We start from the raw sequence: 19182 nt of genomic DNA, 5'->3' as shown, positions 1-19182 counted from the left end.
AATTCTCTAAGAAGAATTTCTCCAAAAGCATCATTTATTCAGTAATTGCTTCTAGGTACTGTTTGAATTATTGTAAATGTTTTTAGAATGAGGCGGAAACACCAAACAAGAATGTACGTGTTTTAGGATAGAAGTTGTTAGCATCTACACCCGGAGCTGTACCACCTTGATTGATTTCAGGGTCGATACCTTTATAGCCCGTAATCACAAACAAGTTGTTTACTGAGGCATACAAACGAATACGTTTTACGTTTTTAGAAATGTTTTTGAATGAATAACCCAAAGTAGCATTATCTAAACGCAAGTAGCTACCATTTTCTAAGAAACGTGATGAGTAACGATAAGAGTTAAAATCGTTTGCTGATTCTTCGGCAACTTCAACTGGAATGTTGGTAAATCTTGCTGTACTTGGTCTGAACAAATCTGCACGAGTAATATTCATGATTTTGTTTCCTAAAACCGCACGCATGAAAATATTCAAGTCGAAATTTTTGTATGTAAAATTGTTTGACCAGCCTATTAATAATTTAGGTTGTGCATTTCCCAAAGCTTTATAGTCTTTTACACTAATTGGTTTGGTCGTCAATTCACCTTTTGCATTATAATATTGCGAAACGCCATTAGCATCTTTTCCTGCATACTCATAAGTAAAGAATTGTCCGATTGGTTGTCCTGCTACGATTACCTGTACAGTTTCTCCAGTTTGTCCAGCACCATCAGGTTGTACAATTTTAACTGAATCTGTTTTAAGTGTTGAATTCGAAAGACTAACAATTTTGTTTTGATTATGCGCTAAGTTGATAGTAGTATTCCAAGAAAAGTTTTGGGTTTTAACAGCATTTACATTTAAGGTAAATTCAACCCCTTTGTTGCTCATTTTTCCAACATTGGCAGTTAATGAACCATTTGGATATAAGACAGTACTTACTGGATATGTCCAAATCAAATCAGAAGTTGTTTTATCATATACTTCTAATGTACCGCTTACTTTTCCTTTAGCAATGGCAAAATCAAGACCTAAGTTAGAAGTCGCTGTTTTTTCCCAACCTAAATCTGGGTTTTCGTTTTGTAATGCACCAATCGCTGCTTGTTGTGCCCCATTGTAATAAAATGTACCAACGTTTCCGTAAATCAATTTCGTGGTATATGGGCTAAAGCCTGCGGAGTTACCTGTTACACCATAACTAAGACGTAATTTTAATTCACTAAAAATTCGTTGTTTTTCCATGAATGCTTCTTGGTCAACTCTCCAAGCAAAACCTACTGCAGGGAAATATCCCCACTGTTTGTTCAACCCAAATACTGACGAACCGTCACGGCGAACTGAGCCTTGTAATAAGTATTTGTTTTTGTAATTATAGTTAACACGTCCGAAATCTGAAATTAAACGTACTTGTTGGTAATTATCACCACCATAATTTACTCTGAATGAGTTAACCGCATAAGGGTTTCCTAAACCTAAATTGTTGTAACCAACGGCATCAACTGGAAAGTTTGTGCTAGTTGCTTGGAAACCATCGCCATTGATACTTTCTTGCCAAGAATAACCCACTACAGCATTAATTGAATGGTCGCCGATTTGTTTATCCCAAGTAAGATATGTTTCTAATAAACTCTGAGTATTCTGATACGCATTTCTTGTTGCCAAACCATTTGCACCTACTAAAGTGATAAAAGATGGGTTTCCCGGAGGTTCTGGTGTACTACGGATGTTATTATAATATTGTGTATAATAACTGTTGTAGTAAGCGCCATAATTCGTTTGGAAGTTTTGATACGAGAATTTAACATCATAAGTAAAACCTAAAGGAAGTTTTAACTGCCCAAAGAAAGTACCTATTAAACTCTTGTATTTCAAACGCTCTTGTCCATTTTCAATCAAAGAAACAGGGTTGTAATAACTAGATTTGTTGAAGTTATCATAAAAAGAACCGTCTGCATTATGTACAGGAGCTGTCGGTAAATAAGTCAACATTTGTGCTAAAACAGTGTTTCTGTAAGGAACCCATTTTGCATCACTTACTGAATTGGTTACTGATAAACCTAATTTCAAATTATCGTTAAATGCTTTTTGTTCGATAGATAATCTTGCTACCACACGGTTCAAAGCACTTGATTTTACAATACCTTCTTGGTCGAAGTAGTTGATACTTGCATTGTAAATCGTATTTTCGTTTCCACCACCAAATGAAATATTATGGTTTTGGCTAATCGCCGAACTACGTTGAACAGCATCTTGCCAGTTGGTATTTGCACCTAAATCATCTTCTGGTGATAAAGCTTGTCCATTTTTCGTTAAAAATGTTTTCAACTGATTAGCATCCATCATGTTGTATTGCTTAGACACTTTGTCGATTGCCATATACGAACTATATGAAACCTGCATTTGTCCTTTATTAGCACGTTTTGTCGTAACCATGATTACACCATTGGCAGCACGGTTACCATAAATTGCAGTAGCAGCAGCATCTTTCAAAATGTCCATTGTAGCAATATCGTCTGGTGCAATCAAAGAAATATCTGCACCCGGCACACCGTCAATTACGAATAATGGTGATTGTGCGCCATCACGTAATGAAGATGCACCACGTAAAATGATAGCCGCCGCACGGTTAGGGTCACCACTTCTTGTGATGTTCAATCCCGGAACTTTGCCTTGTAATAACTGCCCAACATCACTGATAGCTCCTTTATTCAAGTCTTCTGGCTTGATGGTTGTAATCGCACTGGTTAAGTTTTTACGTGATTGTGTACCATAACCAACTACTACTACTTCTTCCAAACTTTGGTTTTCAACTAACATCGAAACGTTGATTACCGAGCGACCAGCCACCGCAATTTCTTGTTTTTGATAACCTACAAATGAGAAAACCAAAGTATTGTTACCATCTGGCACTGCAATTTTGTATTGACCTTTGCTGTCTGTTGCTGTACCTCTGTTGGTATTTTTTACGAGTACCGAAACACCAGGTAAAAATTGTCCCTTCTCATCGGTGATTGTTCCCGTGATGGTTTGTTCGGCGATTATTTCGTTTGGGATGATTGTTTGAATGTTTTCTTTTTCAGTAACCGTTTTTTTACGAAGAAGAATACGATTATCCATTACTTCATACGAAATATTTAATGGGCTAAGAAGCTTCTCTAAAACCTTTGATAATTTATCGTCAGTAAAATCAAAAGACACAATTTGCTCTGCCTGAATGGCATTTGAGCTATACACAAACTTTACATCTGCTTTCTTCTCTATCTGGAATAATACTTTTTTAACTGTACTCGTCCCAGTTCTTAGCGTAATACTTTTATTGAGTACCTCTTGCGAAAAAGCACTGTTTGCCAGAGAAATTCCGCAACAGATAATCGAGAGGAATAATTGAGTAATGGTAATTCGCATCGCTTTGGAGAGAATCTTTTTAAATGATAATTTTTTTTTCATACTTTTAACTGTTTTTAAACTGTGAAATGTGGAAAAACAAACCCTGAACATCGTCCTGATGTCACCGAATTGGCGTTTGGTGGGGTTTCTTAGGCCGGTAATGCTCGTAACATTATCGGCTTTTTCATTTGAAAGCGACTATGTTTTCATGGAGTTAAATAAGAGTTATGAGTTATTAGTTAATTATGAGTTGTTTAGCTTTGAGCTTTGAGCCATGAGCTTTCAGCAATTGAATAAAAAAAGCTCAAAGCTAATAGCTCAAGGCTCAAAGCCTATTGACATCCTGAGCCGTTGATAAAAATCACCGTTCCACGTTGTTCGTAAGTAGCGTTGACCGATTTACATATTAAATCAAGCTGACTGTGTAAGGAAATTTCGTTTAAATCTGCCGTGAATACACATTTGTTGAGTTCATGATTTTCAACCACAAATTCTATTTGATAAGCTTCTTTCAAACGCTCAAGTACTTCTGTCAGTGGCGTTTCTTCAAAAATGAAATCTAATGTTGTAGCAGGAATATTTACGATAACTGGATTTTCAACCAAACTTGGAATCAGTTTTTTCGTTTCTTTATCAAAAACAATTTTCTGGTTCGGTGTCAGAATTACGCCATTTCTATGAAAGCCATCTTTCTCTGAATTTTCATAAACCGATACTCTTCCTGTAGCGACCAATACTTCAATGGCTTTCGAATCATCGTAAGATTTGATGGTGAAACTTGTGCCTAATACTTCTGTCACTAAATCACGAGTATGTACAATAAAAGGTTTTGAAGGGTTTCTTTTTACTTTGAAAAACGCTTCGCCTTTTAAATATACGCTGCGGGTTTTATCATTGAAATGTTCAGGATAACTAATGCTACTTTCTGCTTTCAGTACGATTTCACTACCGTCTTCTAATTTAATTTTTTGAGGTTTATTAGAGGTGTTTTTTACTTCAATAACGCCTAAATTGCTGGCGATACTTTCTGTGAATGAATGGCTGTACGCCGTAGTTTTTTGATAATAAAATAAGCCAAAAATCCCTATAATTAAGGAAGCCACCACGGCAACTGCCGTCCATTTGAAACGTAATGCAACAATGTTTTTAGGAAATAAACTTTGCTGAATTCTTGTCCAAAGCTGTTGTTCAATATTGCTTTTTTCGCTTGAATTCAATCTAAGTTCACTATGTTTTAGCATATTATCCGACCACTCCTTTACCATCGCTTCTTCCTCTGCTGTGCAAGCGCCCTCAAGGTATTTTTCTAGTAATTTATCGAAATCGTATTGGTTCATCTTTCGTATTTGCTGTAATTTGATTTGAAATTGTAAACAATAGGCGTTGATGAATTAATTATCAGAATGATATACTTTTAAGTTTTCTCTAAGTACTTTCAACGATTTGGTAATATGATACTCTACCGCTTTTTCACTTAGTTCTAAACGTTGGGCGATGTCTTTGACAGATTGATTTTCAAATCGACTCATCTTAAATACTTCGCAGGTTTTTTCTGGTAATTTTTTCAATACTTCATCTACTGCTTTTGATAAATCTGCAAAATGTACAATTTCTTCTGTAGAGAACGATTGCTGAATTTCATGGAAAATGATGTACTCCTGAAATTTTCTATTTGTGATTTGAGATTTGATATAATTGGTTGTTAAGTGTTTTATCGAAACCACCAAGTAAGCACTCAAAAAACGAATATTCAACTGTTCTCGTTTTAGCCAAAGACTCTCAAACAAATCATGAACAAGCTCTTCAGCCTCTTCTTTCGTGCCTGTTTCGTGATAGGCAACGCCAAAAAGTTTGTACCAATAACGATGATAGATTTCCTCAAAGGCCTTTTTATCGTCCTTTTTCAGAAAGTCTATTAATTGTTCATCGCTTAATTGTGAATGCTTCATGTGATTGTTCCGGAATCAATATTTGATGTATAGTCAAACAAGTCGCCAAAATCCCTAAATGATTTTAAAAAATATTTTTAAAATGCAATTTTAGCCTTCTGGCTGACCTGCTTACACTCAGAAAAGGGTAGAAGTCGATTTTCTACGCAATATTTTTAAAGAATTATCTATTATTCACTCCATTTAAAGCGTTGAACTATGCCAAAACTATTTGTACTCTTATTATTCTGTACCGTTTTTGTAGAATCTACGCTGGCACAAATCGACAAAAAAGCTACTAAAGAAACGAAAAGGCTTTATCAAAGTTTAGCAAAAATTTCCAAGAAAAATATTCTTTTTGGACATCAGCATGCTACCGAATATGGACATGGCTGGGCGGGCGACCAAAATCGTTCAGATGTAAAATCGGTTACGGGTTCGCATCCTGCTGTAATTGGGATTGATTTTAGTGGTTTGTCGGGTCGTTCTAAAGAACAAATTGCCAAAACGGCGGAGGCTTTACGCAAAAATGTTGTCGATACATATCATCGTGGGGGCATTACAACGGTTGCTTGGCATTTTTCGAATCCTGCATCTGAGGGTGGTTTTTATTGGAAAGACTCCGTTTCGTCGGCTTCAATGGCTTTGATAAAACCGGATGGTTCGCATCATGAAAAATATAAGGAAATCTTGAAAACTGTTGCAGACTTTGCTCATTCGGTAAAAGGACAAGATAGTACTTTAGCGCCGATGATTTTCAGACCATATCATGAATTTGATGGCGATTGGTTTTGGTGGGGAAAAAGCCATTGTTCTCGGGAAGATTTTATTTCGGTGTGGCAGTTTACCATTACTTATCTGCGTGATAGTCTGGATGTTCATAATTTTATTTATGCTTTTTCGCCTGATTGTAAATTCACTACTGAACAAGAATTTTTGGAGCGTTATCCGGGTGACGAATGGGTGGATATGTTGGGCATGGATAATTATGCAGATTTTGGAAGAAATGGGAAGTACAATCTAGCATTGGGTATTAAGAAATTAAAAATCGTGTCTGATTATGCCAAAAAAGCCAATCGACTGGCGGCTTTAACGGAAACCGGTTTAGAGTCAATTCCTAATCCTACTTGGTGGACGGAGACTTTGTTGAAAGCTCTGAAATCTGAAAAAATGAATCTGGCTTACGTTTTGGTTTGGCGAAATGATGTTAAAAGCCCAACCCATTTTTATGCACCTTTTCCTACACAAACAAGCGTTGCCGATTTCTTGAAGCTCTATGATGACCCTTATACGCTTTTCGAGAAAGATTTAAAGCATATTTATCGTAAAAAACGATTCTTATTTTTTTAGCATTCAATCATCCAATTCAATTATAAATTTCACAAATCATGAAAAAACAATCTTATACTATCGCTCTTACTTTACTGTTCTTGTTGAGTATCGGCGATACTTTTGCTCAAAAAGCGAAGCCTTTATTTAATTTTCCTTTTGGCGTGCAGGCTTATACTTTTCGTAATCATTTCCCTGTTTCTGTTGAAAATACTTTGGATAAAATCAAGGCGATGGGCATTACAGAAATAGAAAGTAGCGGGGCAAAAGGAATGAGTAATGCTGATTATAAAAAACTTTGTAACGACAGAGGTATCAGTATTCCTTCAGCGGGCTGTAGTTATGAACAATTAGAGAAAAACCCGCAAGAGGTTGTGGATAACGCCAAGGCTTTGGGTGCAAAATATGTAATGTGTGCTTGGATTCCCCACAAAGGCAATGAATTTACCATTGAGGACATTAAAAAAGCAGTAGCAGTTTTCAACAAGGCAGGAAAAGTATTGAAAGAAAATGGACTTATTTTCTGTTATCATGACCACGGTTATGAATTCAGACCTTATGAAGACGGAACGCTTTTCGATTATTTGGTAAAGAATACCAATCCTGCTTATGTGTCTTTTGAAATGGATGTTTTATGGACACTTCATGGCAGAGCGAATCCAGAAGCTTTGTTACAAAAATATGGTTCTCGCTGGAGATTGATGCACGTGAAAGATTTGAAAAAAGGTATTGTGGGTGATTTTTCTGGACATACTCCCGCAGAAAATGATGTAGTTTTAGGAACAGGACAAGCCAATTGGCCAGCGATTTTGAAGATAGCCAAAAAGATTGGTATCAAACATTACTTTATTGAAGACGAAAGCGAACACGAATTAGAAAATGTGCCTTTGAGTATTACTTATTTGAAGGGGCTGTGAGATAGTATTGAGCGATGAGCTGTCAGCTTTGAGCATTTTTAGCGATTGATATGATGATGACCATTCCTTTCATAATTCATGTGAAAATCATAAAGTATTTCTTAGTATTTCTCAGTGGGAAATGCTAAGAAAATTCTGTATCTAATCTATTTCTACTGGTAAATGTTCAGAAACACTTGTATCTACTATATTTCTATTGTTAAATGATGAGAAACATTTGTATCTAATCTATTTCTATTGGAAAATGCTTGGAAACATTTGTATCTAATCTATTTCTATTGGAAAATGCTTGGAAACATTTGTATCTAATCTATTTCTATTGGAAAATGCTTGGAAACACTTGTATCTAGTATATTTCTATTGTTAAATGATGAGAAACATTTGTATCTAATCTATTTCTATTAGAAAATGCTTGGAAACACTTGTATCTCATCCGTTTCTGTTAAGAAATGCTTAGAAACACTTATATCTAATTTGTTTCTGTTGAGAAAAGCTTAGATACGAATGTGGATTAGGACAATCATTTTGGAACATATTATCATTGTAGATGCAAAGCCTTGCGGTTATTCGGGCAAACAAAAAAATCCCCATATCGTTGATATGAGGATTTTTTTTGAAGTATAAACTCGAATCAATTCATTGAAACAGATAAGTTCTACAAACCCTTACCAGTAGCTGCCCAGTAAATACCGCCGTAGATATGATCTAAGAAAGTTTGGTCAGAGAACGTCAATGGAATATGTCCTAAACCAGTATAGAATGCTCTACCGCCATCGTAGTTATGGTACCAAGAAATTGGGTGGAATTTACCCATGCCTTTTCCCTCGTTTGTTCCCCATTTTGCGTAAGGCTCATAAGATTTTTCATCTACCGAAATTAAATAATGTAAATCTGTTGATTTTAGGTCGCCAAATTCATACCATTCGTCTGTCCAAAGGAATTTTTTAGGGAAACGCTCCATTCCTGGGAAGTTGCTATCTTCAACTTTTAAATAAGCCGTTTGCTGTGCAGGGTGAATTTTGAACATCATACCCACCATTTTAGTGTACCAAGCCCAGTCGTACTCAGTATCCGATGCCGCATGAATGCCTATATAACCTTTTCCCGAACGAATAAATTTCTCAAATGCTGCTTGTTGTTCATCATTCAAAATATCGCCAGTTGTGTTTAAGAAAATCACGGCACTGAAATTCGCTAAATCTTTATCGTTGAAAACGGTAGCATTTTCTTGCCAAGTAACCGAGAAATTATGGCGAGCGCCCAATTGACGAATCGCTGCTACGCCTTCATGAATTGATTCATGGTGAAAGCCAGCAGTTTTAGTGTATAACAACACTTTAAATTGCTGTGCGAAAGTCGTGCTGGTAAATGATAAAGCCAACAAAAACAAAAGAGTACTTTTGAAGAGATTATTTTTCATTTTCTTGAAATAGTTGATAGTTGAATAAGAAGATAATAGAATATTGTTGTAATATTTCAGCAATCTGGCGCAATTAACGAATTCCAGATTATTAATAACATTTGTTCACTACCATAAGTGATGAACTAATGGTTTAATACGCTGTTGATATACTTGATTAATACTAGAAACTTGTTGCGCTGTTAAATCTGCAATATTGAAAACATCTAAATTCGACAATACTTGTTCTGGACGAGAAGCCCCCGGAATAACTGTACTTACGGCATCGTGTTGTAAAATCCAACGCAAGGCGATGGGTGCTAAATTAGGATGTTCTGGGAATAAAGCCTTTAATTCATCCACAGCGGATAGGCCCGTTTCGTAGTCGATACCCGAAAAAGTTTCACCTTTATCGAAATGTTCGCCATTTCGGTTGAAATTGCGGTGATCGCCTTCGGTAAAAGTAGAGTTTTTAGAGAATTTTCCAGTCAATAAACCACTCGCCAAAGGTACTCTAACAATAACACCAATGTTCTTTTTCTTGGCTTGTTCAAAAAATAATTCAGCAGGACGTTGACGGAAAACATTGAAGATAATTTGAACAGAAGTAACGTTGTCGTACTCGATGCCCTTCAGTGCTTCTTCTACTTTCTCGACACTGATACCCAGATTCAAGATTTTTCCTTCATCTTTCAAACGATCGAATAATTCAAAAATCTCTGGACGATAATATACTTCCGTTGGCGGGCAGTGTAGTTGTATCAAATCAAGGGTTTCTAAACCCATGTTGGTCAAACTATCTTCCACAAATTTGCGAAGTACCGCTGGTTGATACGCTTGGTTTACGTGTGGATTTAACTGTCGCCCACATTTTGTAGCAACAAAAAGGCGTTCAGAACGAGATTTTACAAACCTTCCAACTGCTTTTTCACTTTCGCCATTGCCATAGACATCGGCAGTATCAATAAAATTAATACCAGCATCTACGGCAGTATTCAGAATAGCGTCTGCCGTTTCATGACTAAAATCAGCACCCCATTTTCCACCTACTTGCCAAGTACCCAAACTGATTTCCGAGATGTCGAAACCTGTTTTTCCTAACTTTCTATATTGCATTTTTAGGATTGTTATTTTTGTTTATCTTTTATTAGAAAAGCTTTGAGCAGTGAGTTATGAGCTTTGAGCCTTCTTTTTCTAAAATAATCTAAAAAGCTCAAAGCTCACGGCTCATAGCTAAAAGCTTAAAATCTCTTCAATCTTCGTTAATTCTTCTTGGCTGAAATTTTTGTTTTTCAAGCAATCTAAAGAATCTAATAATTGGGAAACTCTACTTGCGCCAATCAACACCGAAGTAACTCTTGAATCTTTTAACAACCAAGCCAAAGCCATTTGAGCTAAAGATTGTCCACGTTCCAACGCAATTGCATTGAGTTTTTCTAATTTAGCAATCACTTCTGGCGTCACTTGACTGGTTTGTAAAAAGCCATGTGCTTTAGAAGCTCTTGAATCACTTGGAATACCTTTTAAATATTTGTCAGTTAAAAGTCCTTGTGCTAAAGGAGAAAAAGGAATACAACCTACACCTTCACGACCGAGTACATCTAATAAACCGCCTTCAACCCAGCGTTCAAACATCGAGTATTTTGGCTGATGAATTAAACAAGGAGTACCTAATCTGTTCAGAATGGCGATAGCTTTTTCAGCTTCTTCCGCTTGATAATTAGAAATACCAACATATAAAGCCTTTCCTTGTCTGACGATTAAGTCTAAAGCTGCCATTGTTTCTTCCAGTGGCGTATTTGGGTCTGGACGGTGATGATAGAAAATATCCACATAGTCTAAACCCATGCGTTTTAAACTTTGATCGAGACTAGACACCAAGTATTTTTTTGAACCCCAATCGCCATAAGGACCAGGCCACATTAAGTAGCCCGCTTTGGTAGAAATCACGAGTTCATCACGATAAGGGATGAAGTCTTTTTTCATGATTACGCCAAAGTTCTCTTCAGCAGAACCCGGAGGCGGACCATAATTATTGGCTAAATCGAAATGCGTGACACCATTATCGAAAGCTGTTTGGAGAATAGCACGGTAGTTTTCAAAGACATCAACACCACCGAAATTATGCCATAAACCTAAAGAAATAGCAGGTAATTGTAAGCCACTATTACCACAACGGCGAAATTCCATCGGACGGCTACCCGTTTGGTCGTAGCGAGCAGGATTAGCAAGGTAAGTCATTTAAATAAAATTCAGGTAAGTTTTGAAATCGTTGTTATTTTGTAAATAGTTATTCCAATAAAAACAAATATGAGCTGTTTTCACATTATACAAATGTAATATAAATAGCCATGTAGTTTGATAGGCTTTATCATTGTTTATTTAGTTTTCTAAAGCTTACAAAATAGCTTATACTTTCTAATACTATCTCATTTTTGTCTTGAAGTAATAACACATAGAAAGCTGACACTGAAATTTATTACCGATTTTTCATTTAGCGAATTTTCGCTAAATGAAAAATCGGTAATTATAATAAAAAATATTTTCTCTGGAATCTTAAAAGTTTTGCAAAATAAAACCTAATGATTTTAACTATTTAAAGAATTATCTTTTGAAGCTAAAGGTTTATTCAGAAAATAATAATTGGTATAAGTATTTATTACTAAAATATTATTTGGTGTTTCTTTGGAATTAAGAAATTAACTCCTGTATATTTGTTAAGTAAACAAAGAAACAATAGCGAAATTTCGCTAGAAAAAATTCTAAGAAAAGATGTTCAATCAAATTATCAATATCGTCCTAGTGGTTATTCTACTCCCCCAACAGGTGTGAGACGGTTTGATATTTTTACTATACCAAGACCTTTCTCACACCGGAGAAAGGTCTTTTGTTTAAAAGGATTTCAATTCTTAGAAAAATGTAAAAAAAGCAGATAAAGTACAAATCTCATTTTTGATATAATAACTTAACCAAGTAATCATGTTGAAATTTAGTGAAAACACTAAATGCTGATTCAAAACAATTTCAATTCAAGATGTCACAAGAACTAAACAAATTCTCAAGAACCCTTACGCAAGAAGTAACAAACCCAGCAGCAAAAGCAATGTTATACGGCATTGGCTTAACTACTGAAGACATGCAAAAAGCCCAAATTGGTATTGCCAGTACGGGTTATGAAGGAAATACTTGTAACATGCACCTCAATGGTTTGTCGGTTCATGTGAAAAAAGGAATTCAAGAAAATGGCATGGTAGGTTTGATTTTTCATACAATTGGGGTTTCTGATGGGATGACGAATGGAAACAATGGGATGTCTTATTCATTGCCTTCTCGTGATTTAATTGCCGATTCAATCGAAAACGTAGTTGGAGCGCAATGGTACGATGGCGTAATTGCCGTAGTTGGTTGCGATAAAAATATGCCGGGTGCAATGATGGCAATTGCTCGTTTAAACCGCCCAGCGATGTTAGTGTATGGTGGAACGATTCGTTCTGGAGAGTATAAAGGACAAAAATTAGACATCGTTTCGGCTTTTGAAGCTTTAGGGAAAAAATTCGCAGGAAATATTTCTGATGAAGATTATGAAGGAGTCATTAAAAATGCGATTCCAGGTGCTGGTGCTTGTGGAGGTATGTACACAGCCAACACAATGGCTTCTTCAATGGAAGCAATGGGTTTAACTTTACCAAACTCTTCATCATATCCAGCTACTCACGAAGGTAAAAAAGCAGAGTGTCTAGCTATTGGTGCAGCAATGAAAAATTTGTTAGAGAAAAACATTTGCCCACGTGATATTATGACACGCAAAGCATTTGAAAATGCAATGACTGTAGTAATGGCAATGGGTGGTTCTACAAATGCAGTACTTCATTACTTGGCAATTGCTCGTGCCGCAGAAGTTGATTTTACCTTAAAAGATATTCAAGATATTTCAGACCGTACTCCTTTACTTGCTGACTTAAAACCTTCTGGAAAATACTATATGGAAGATATGTTGGCAATTGGTGGCGTTCCTGCGGTAATGAAGTATTTATTGCAAGAAGGTTTATTGCACGGAGATTGCATGACAATTACGGGTAAAACTATTGCTGAAAACTTGGCTGAAATTCCAGAAATTAATTTTGAAACTCAGAAGATTATCAAACCTTTAACTGAACCTATCAAAGCGACTGGTCACTTACAAATTTTATATGGCAATTTAGCCACAGGTGGTGCCGTAGCAAAAATTACTGGAAAAGAAGGTGAGAAATTTGAAGGAGTAGCCAAAGTTTGTGAATGTGAAGAAGAAGTAATTGAGTTTTTACAAAAAGGTGAAATTGTTGAAGGACAAGTAGTTGTAATTCGTAATGAAGGACCAAAAGGTGGACCAGGAATGCCAGAAATGTTGAAACCAACTTCAGCAGTGATGGGTGCAGGCTTAGGAAATAAAGTAGCGATGATTACCGATGGACGTTTCTCGGGTGGCACGCATGGTTTTGTGGTTGGACACGTTACGCCTGAAGCTCAAGTAGGAGGAAATATTGGTTTAGTAAAAGACGGAGATTTAATCACGATTGATGCCGTAAATAACATTCTTCATGTACATGTTTCAGATGAAGAATTAGCAGAAAGACGTAAACTTTGGAAGCCAATCGAATCACCATTTAAGCAAGGTGTTTTGCGTAAATACGTGAAAAACGTATCATCAGCAAGCGATGGCTGTGTGACGGATTTGTAGGAATTTAGTATTAATTCCTATTTTTGAAAGCTCTCGATAATTAAAAAACTAAGAGAAGTATATGAAATTAGATCGTAACTTTTTCAAGATGGGAAGCCATTTAGAAAGTGGTGATAACCGGAATTTTTGGAAGGATAAAACTATTATAGAACGATTAGAAGCATCATTTTATCTGAATAGTATCTCTTATAATTTTGACATTAAGAATCCTCCTAAAATGGACAAAACTCTTTTTTCACATAGAAAACACTTATGAGTAATATTTTTAATGAGGACTTTCAAGACTTTCTTAAAGCTTTTAACAAGTATGAAGTGAAATATTTGTTGGTAGGAGGATATTCTGTAATACTACACGGTTATCCTCGCACAACAGGTGATATGGATTTATGGGCTGAAAAAACCAGTGAAAATTATGAAAGAATTGTTAGTGCATTTGCAGATTTTGGTATGCCAATTTTTGATATGACCATTGATAATTTTTTAAATAATCCCTTAATAGATGTCTTTACTTTTGGAAGACCACCTGTGGCAATAGAAATTCTCACTAATGTTAAAGGTTTGATTTTTGGTGACTCCTTTGAAAAGTATATTGATTATCAGATAGATAATGAATTAAGTATAAAGTTGATACATTATGATGATTTGATTTTAGCAAAAAAAGCAGCTGGTCGTCCAAGAGATTTGAATGATATTGAAAATTTGAAAAAATAGGAAAGCCATTAATAGATTAGACTAACAAAACCACAATAATATATTTATTCATTAAAAATAAATAATGTTAACCATGGAAAACTCACAAACCATGACCGTAGAGGAAAAGAAAACAGAACCTGCTAAGTTTTTGACAGGAGCGCAAGCAATCATGCAATGCTTGGTAGAAAATAATGTAAAAACCATTTTTGGTTATCCAGGTGGCGCAATCATGCCAACGTATGATGCCCTCTACGATTATCAAGATAGAATCAAACATATTCTTGTCCGTCACGAACAAGGTGCTGGTCATGCAGCACAAGGTTATGCTCGTATGACGGGTCGTGCTGGGGTTGCCATGGTAACTTCTGGGCCGGGAGCAACCAACTTAATGACGCCTATTGCTGATGCTTTATTAGATTCAACACCGATGGTTTGTTTGGTTGGTCAAGTAAAAGCAAATTTATTAGGAACTGATGCTTTCCAAGAGTGTGATATCATCGGAATGTCGATGCCAGTAACAAAATGGAATTTTCAGATTACCGACCCTAACGAAATTCCAGAGGCAATGGCGAAAGCATTTTACATTGCTGAGTCTGGTCGTCCGGGTCCAGTTTTATTAGACATTACCCGTACTGCACAAGCAGATTTGATGACGATTCCTTTCGAATACAAACCTTGTACTGAAATTGTAAGTTATCGACCAAGACTTACTCCAAAACAAGAACAAGTGGAAGCGGCAGCCAAATTAATTAATGCTGCGCAGAAGCCTTATATCTTTGCTGGACACGGTATTATTATTTCTAATGCACAGCAAGAATTTGATGATTTTGTTCGTAAAACAGATATTCCAGTTGCTACCACATTATTAGGTATGTCGGCATTGCCATCAGATCATCCTAATTATATCGGTTGGTTGGGTATGCACGGAAATTATGGTGCCAATGTGTTAACGGATGAAGCAGATTTAATCATTGCAATAGGTATGCGTTTTGATGACCGTGTTACAGGTGATTTATCAAAATTCATCAAGCAAGCAGAAGTTGTCCATATTGATATTGACCCTGCCGAAATCAATAAAAACGTGTTTGCGGATGCTCCAGTAATTGGCGATGCTAAGCAAGTTTTAAAAGCATTATTACCGTTGGTAAAAGAGCGTAAACACGAAACGTGGAAGGCTGAATTTAAGAAGTACGACGAAGCTGAATTTGAGAAGATTACGAAACGTGACGTATTCCATGATGGTGATAAAATCAGGATGGGAGAGGCCGTTACGATGCTTTCTAATAAAACAAAAGGTGAAGCAGTAACCGTTACAGATGTTGGTCAACACCAAATGGTTACAAATCGTTATTATCAATACAATACTTGGAATTCGTTGGTTACTTCAGGAGGGGCAGGCACAATGGGCTTTGCTTTGCCAGCAGCATTTGGTGCAAAAGTTGGTGCGCCAGACCGTGAAGTAATTGCAATAATCGGTGACGGTGGTTTCCAAATGACACTTCAAGAATTAGGAACGATTGCCCAAAGTGGTTTGCCTGTTAAGATTATTATTTTGAATAATAATTTCTTGGGAATGGTTCGTCAGTGGCAACAACTGTTTTTTGAAAAGCGCTACTCTTTTGTAGAATTACAAAACCCAGATTTCATTACTATTGCCAAAGGTTTTGGTATTGCAGGACATACTGTTAGTGACAGAGCGAATTTGTCAGATTCCTTAGATACTTTATTGGCTTCTGATAAACCTTATTTGTTAGAAATCATTTGTGAGAAAGAAGAAAACGTTTTCCCAATGGTACCTGCGGGTGCAAGTGTTTCGGCAATTAGATTAGAGTAAATTTATTGAGTGATTGCTGATTGAGTGATTTTTTTACCATTCTATCATTTTTTCTCAGATTATTCTAATCACGGTTTATTCTGTTAGCTAAAATCTAAATTTAGAAGTTAAAAATGACAACATACACATTATCCGTTTTCACGACCAATACCATTGGTTTGTTAAATCGAATTACCATTATTTTTACAAGGAGAAGGTTGAATATTGAATCCTTGAATGTTTGCGAAACTGAACGCAAAGGTGTTTCAAGATTTACGATTGTAATTCGTCACGAAAGTCGTGAGGCTGTTGAAAAATTGGTTCGTCAAATTCGTAAAGTAGTTGACGTACTTGCAGTTTTTGGTTACTTAGACCACGAAATTGTTTTCAACGAAATCGCCCTTTTCAAATTGGCTACACCGCTTGGAGGTTCACCTTTAAACATCAAAGAAATCAATCTCGATTGGAATGCGAAAGTAGTTCACTGGGGACTTGACTACGTAGTGATTGAAAAAAACGGTACAGAAACTGAAATCGCAGAATTTTACCAATACATGAAAAATTGGGAGATTTTAGAATACCTAAAATCTGGAAGAGTAGCCGTAGGTAAAACCGAAAAAGGCTTGGTAGAATATTTACCAGAGCATGAATGGGAAATTGTGTAGAGTATTCGTAAACAACTCGTTTTGTCAAAAAGAGATTACCTTCAATCAAGGTAATCTCTTTTTTTGTGTTCTCTTTTTTTTAATAAAGATTGAAAACTTTTCTTGTATAAGATTATTATTTAATTTTACTTTGTATTTCAAAGTACTTTATTGTATTTGAAATTTTAAATCAATTCGTTATGACACAGAGAAACAATTTTACAATACAAGAAATTAATCGAAAATCGCTTATTACAAGGATGTTAATTGGTGGAGGAGTAGGATTAATCGTTATCTCATTATTCCTTTCTGGAACTGGAGAACCTAATCCTGAATGGGGAAAATTTTGGATGCTTAGACCTTTAATAATTGTTCCTATTGCTACTGCATTTGGGAGTTTGTCTTTTTATTCAATCGACTTTGTAGGTTCTCAAGGTACTTTGAAAAAAGTATTGGCTTTTGCTTTCAGCATTATTTCATTCGTTATTTCACTTTGGCTAGGTATTGTTTTAGGCTTAGACGGAACTTTGTGGAATTAGTCTTAGCTATTTCAATTTGTGTTAACGAAATTGCTACTCTTAAAATCTAAAAAATGAATGATAGTGATACTAAACGTCTTTCACGACTGAATGCAATTTTAACTCAATTGCAAACAAAGCGTATCTCGACTGCTCCACAATTGGCTGCCAAATTTTCAGTAAGTGTTCGCACAATTTATAGAGATATTAGAGCTTTGGAACAGGCCGGAATTCCTATTGTTACAGAAGAGGGAAAAGGTTATTCAATGATGGAGCATTATAGTATCCCGCCTATTATGTTTACAGAAAATCAAGCTAATGCGTTGATTCTTGCAGAACAGTTAGTGATGAAAAATAAGGATGCTTCATTTATTAAAGATTACACAGAAGCTATCGACAAAATTAAAGCGGTTTTAAAACATAATCTGAAAGACAACGCAAACTTACTTGCTGAACGAACTAGATTCAGCCAGAATGTTAACGGTGAAAGAAACAGTAATAATTTATCTGATTTACAGTTTGCACTAACGAATTTTTATCTAACCAAAATAGCATACACTAACGAAGCTGATAGTACAACTGAGAGATTGATTGAGCCATTTGCGCTACTGAGTACACAAGAAAATTGGTTATTGGTAGCGTGGTGCCGTTTAAGAAATGAATTTCGATATTTCCGTTTGGATAGGATTAAAAAATTGGAAATCCTTACCGAAAAATTTACTCCTCATAAAATGACCTTACAAGAATATTTTGATAAATTCTATTAATTTATTTTACACCCCTGACATAGGGCTGTCATTTCTCCAATATAGTTTTGTGACATAATCTAAAAAATAATATCATGATTAGTCAACTTACAAACTTAAATTGGATGAGTGTTTTACTCGCATTTATCATTTATTTTTTATTGGGAGCTTTATGGTTCACTTTGTTTTTCAATAAATCCTACAAAGTTTCATTGGGGCGGGATAAGGAAATCTTGCCCAACAAAACTATTTTTATCGTCGGCCCAGCAATTTGTTCATTGGTGATTACTCTGGCAAGTGCTATTTTGATTGAAGCCTTAAAAGTTCAGTCTTTGGCTTCAGCCTTTGAATTCGCCTTACTTATTGGCATTGGTTATTTGGTTGCCAATACGATTAACATTGCTATTAATCCAAATATTCCTCGACCAATTCTTTATGGAATGATAAGTGGAGCATATCATTTAGTAGGTATTTTGATTGTAAGTTTTATCATCGTTTCAATGAAATAGTGAAAATGCAGACAACAGCAATTGAAACTTTTAGCCCAACTAGTCGAGAAAATTGGCGAGAGTGGTTAGCAGAAAATCATCGTTCAAAACAATCAATTTGGCTTGTTTATCATAAAATACAGGCTAATATTCCAACAGTAAGTTATAATGATGCTGTTGACGAAGCACTTTGTTTTGGCTGGATAGATAGTATTAAGAAATCGCTTGGGAATGATACATTTATGCAGTTTTTCAGTAAACGAAAACCGAATAGTGTTTGGTCGAAGATAAATAAAGGAAAGATTCAATGCTTAATTGATGAAGGATTGATGACAGAAGCAGGTTTTGAGAGTATTGAAAAGGCGAAGCAAAATGGTTCTTGGTCAATTTTAGATGAAGTAGAAGAATTAATCATTCCTGTAGATTTAGAAAATGAATTCAACACTAAAGCAGGTTCAAAGGACTTCTTTTTAAGTTTAAGTAAGTCTGTCAGAAAAGCTATTTTACAATGGTTAGTCCTTGCTAAACAAGCGGAAACTCGACAAAGAAGAATTGCTGAAATTGCTGAATTGGCAAGTCAAAAACTGAAACCAAAACAGTTTTAATAAAAAAGTGGG

At 35.7% G+C, this 19182-nt stretch carries 16 protein-coding genes; 10 read left to right on the top strand and 6 right to left on the bottom strand.

Annotated elements, in window-relative coordinates; all coding sequences use genetic code 11:
- Positions 1-82: 82 nt before the first annotated feature.
- The 3 genes from ABID42_RS18655 to ABID42_RS18645 form a co-directional block, all read right to left on the bottom strand.
- On the bottom strand, positions 83-3433 hold the full coding sequence (locus tag ABID42_RS18655; RefSeq protein WP_367284955.1) for a TonB-dependent receptor: 3351 nt from the start codon (positions 3431-3433) through the stop codon (positions 83-85).
- 272 nt (positions 3434-3705) lie between these two features.
- Positions 3706-4710, bottom strand: coding sequence for a FecR family protein (locus ABID42_RS18650; RefSeq protein ID WP_367284954.1), 1005 nt, complete (start codon positions 4708-4710; stop codon positions 3706-3708).
- Positions 4711-4764: 54 nt separating this feature from the next.
- A complete protein-coding gene (locus ABID42_RS18645; RefSeq protein ID WP_323256590.1) occupies positions 4765-5322 on the bottom strand; it encodes an RNA polymerase sigma factor in 558 nt (185 codons plus the stop codon).
- A gap of 198 nt (positions 5323-5520) precedes the next feature.
- On the opposite strand from ABID42_RS18645, the gene ABID42_RS18640 reads away from it, so the two are divergent.
- Both ABID42_RS18640 and ABID42_RS18635 read left to right on the top strand, forming a co-directional pair.
- The gene (locus tag ABID42_RS18640; protein WP_367284953.1) at positions 5521-6651 is read left to right on the top strand and encodes a glycoside hydrolase family 26 protein; all 1131 of its coding nucleotides are present in this window, start codon (positions 5521-5523) and stop codon (positions 6649-6651) included.
- A 38-nt stretch (positions 6652-6689) separates the two neighbouring features.
- The gene (locus ABID42_RS18635) at positions 6690-7547 is read left to right on the top strand and encodes a sugar phosphate isomerase/epimerase family protein (protein ID WP_367284952.1); all 858 of its coding nucleotides are present in this window, start codon (positions 6690-6692) and stop codon (positions 7545-7547) included.
- A gap of 655 nt (positions 7548-8202) precedes the next feature.
- Here ABID42_RS18635 and ABID42_RS18630 read toward each other — a convergent pair.
- The 3 genes from ABID42_RS18630 to mgrA form a co-directional block, all read right to left on the bottom strand.
- The gene (locus ABID42_RS18630) at positions 8203-8967 is read right to left on the bottom strand and encodes a ThuA domain-containing protein (protein WP_367284951.1); all 765 of its coding nucleotides are present in this window, start codon (positions 8965-8967) and stop codon (positions 8203-8205) included.
- A gap of 108 nt (positions 8968-9075) precedes the next feature.
- Positions 9076-10062: an aldo/keto reductase gene (locus ABID42_RS18625; protein WP_367284950.1), complete on the bottom strand. Its 987-nt coding sequence runs from the start codon at positions 10060-10062 to the stop codon at positions 9076-9078.
- Between the two features lie 117 nt (positions 10063-10179).
- On the bottom strand, positions 10180-11187 hold the full coding sequence (gene mgrA / locus ABID42_RS18620) for an L-glyceraldehyde 3-phosphate reductase (protein ID WP_367284949.1): 1008 nt from the start codon (positions 11185-11187) through the stop codon (positions 10180-10182).
- Between the two features lie 793 nt (positions 11188-11980).
- Between mgrA and ilvD the strand changes: the two genes are divergently transcribed.
- The 8 genes from ilvD to ABID42_RS18580 all read left to right on the top strand — a co-directional run bounded on the left by ilvD (position 11981) and on the right by ABID42_RS18580 (position 19170).
- Positions 11981-13663 carry a dihydroxy-acid dehydratase gene (ilvD, locus tag ABID42_RS18615; RefSeq protein ID WP_367284948.1) on the top strand — a complete coding sequence of 561 codons (1683 nt, stop codon included), beginning with the start codon at positions 11981-11983 and terminating at the stop codon, positions 13661-13663.
- Positions 13664-13915: 252 nt separating this feature from the next.
- Positions 13916-14374 carry a DUF6036 family nucleotidyltransferase gene (locus ABID42_RS18610; protein ID WP_323256577.1) on the top strand — a complete coding sequence of 153 codons (459 nt, stop codon included), beginning with the start codon at positions 13916-13918 and terminating at the stop codon, positions 14372-14374.
- Between the two features lie 73 nt (positions 14375-14447).
- The gene (gene ilvB / locus ABID42_RS18605) at positions 14448-16190 is read left to right on the top strand and encodes a biosynthetic-type acetolactate synthase large subunit (protein ID WP_367284947.1); all 1743 of its coding nucleotides are present in this window, start codon (positions 14448-14450) and stop codon (positions 16188-16190) included.
- 113 nt (positions 16191-16303) lie between these two features.
- Positions 16304-16834, top strand: coding sequence for an acetolactate synthase small subunit (ilvN, locus tag ABID42_RS18600; protein WP_184134927.1), 531 nt, complete (start codon positions 16304-16306; stop codon positions 16832-16834).
- Positions 16835-17013: 179 nt separating this feature from the next.
- Positions 17014-17352 (top strand): potassium transporter KefB, encoded by a 339-nt coding sequence (locus ABID42_RS18595; RefSeq protein WP_367284946.1) that lies wholly within the window; start codon positions 17014-17016, stop codon positions 17350-17352.
- 53 nt (positions 17353-17405) lie between these two features.
- Positions 17406-18098: a helix-turn-helix transcriptional regulator gene (locus ABID42_RS18590; protein WP_367284945.1), complete on the top strand. Its 693-nt coding sequence runs from the start codon at positions 17406-17408 to the stop codon at positions 18096-18098.
- Between the two features lie 74 nt (positions 18099-18172).
- Positions 18173-18586, top strand: coding sequence for a DUF1761 domain-containing protein (locus ABID42_RS18585; protein ID WP_367284944.1), 414 nt, complete (start codon positions 18173-18175; stop codon positions 18584-18586).
- A 5-nt stretch (positions 18587-18591) separates the two neighbouring features.
- Entirely contained in the window at positions 18592-19170 is a 579-nt protein-coding gene (locus ABID42_RS18580) for a YdeI/OmpD-associated family protein (RefSeq protein ID WP_367284943.1), read from the top strand.
- The last annotated feature ends 12 nt before the right edge of the window (positions 19171-19182 follow it).

Origin of the sequence: Arcicella rosea (genome assembly GCF_040543805.1) — a bacterium.
Lineage (GTDB): Bacteria > Bacteroidota > Bacteroidia > Cytophagales > Spirosomataceae > Arcicella > Arcicella rosea.
Note: the sequence above shows the minus strand (reverse complement) of the source record. Positions and strands in the feature narration are given on the sequence as shown.

Coding starts and splice junctions, on each gene's coding strand:
- ABID42_RS18655 (WP_367284955.1), bottom strand. CDS start 3,433: ATGAAAAAAAAATTATCATTTAAAAAGATTCTCTCCAAAGCGATGCGA.
- ABID42_RS18650 (WP_367284954.1), bottom strand. CDS start 4,710: ATGAACCAATACGATTTCGATAAATTACTAGAAAAATACCTTGAGGGC.
- ABID42_RS18645 (WP_323256590.1), bottom strand. CDS start 5,322: ATGAAGCATTCACAATTAAGCGATGAACAATTAATAGACTTTCTGAAA.
- ABID42_RS18640 (WP_367284953.1), top strand. CDS start 5,521: ATGCCAAAACTATTTGTACTCTTATTATTCTGTACCGTTTTTGTAGAA.
- ABID42_RS18635 (WP_367284952.1), top strand. CDS start 6,690: ATGAAAAAACAATCTTATACTATCGCTCTTACTTTACTGTTCTTGTTG.
- ABID42_RS18630 (WP_367284951.1), bottom strand. CDS start 8,967: ATGAAAAATAATCTCTTCAAAAGTACTCTTTTGTTTTTGTTGGCTTTA.
- ABID42_RS18625 (WP_367284950.1), bottom strand. CDS start 10,062: ATGCAATATAGAAAGTTAGGAAAAACAGGTTTCGACATCTCGGAAATC.
- mgrA (WP_367284949.1), bottom strand. CDS start 11,187: ATGACTTACCTTGCTAATCCTGCTCGCTACGACCAAACGGGTAGCCGT.
- ilvD (WP_367284948.1), top strand. CDS start 11,981: ATGTCACAAGAACTAAACAAATTCTCAAGAACCCTTACGCAAGAAGTA.
- ABID42_RS18610 (WP_323256577.1), top strand. CDS start 13,916: ATGAGTAATATTTTTAATGAGGACTTTCAAGACTTTCTTAAAGCTTTT.
- ilvB (WP_367284947.1), top strand. CDS start 14,448: ATGGAAAACTCACAAACCATGACCGTAGAGGAAAAGAAAACAGAACCT.
- ilvN (WP_184134927.1), top strand. CDS start 16,304: ATGACAACATACACATTATCCGTTTTCACGACCAATACCATTGGTTTG.
- ABID42_RS18595 (WP_367284946.1), top strand. CDS start 17,014: ATGACACAGAGAAACAATTTTACAATACAAGAAATTAATCGAAAATCG.
- ABID42_RS18590 (WP_367284945.1), top strand. CDS start 17,406: ATGAATGATAGTGATACTAAACGTCTTTCACGACTGAATGCAATTTTA.
- ABID42_RS18585 (WP_367284944.1), top strand. CDS start 18,173: ATGATTAGTCAACTTACAAACTTAAATTGGATGAGTGTTTTACTCGCA.
- ABID42_RS18580 (WP_367284943.1), top strand. CDS start 18,592: ATGCAGACAACAGCAATTGAAACTTTTAGCCCAACTAGTCGAGAAAAT.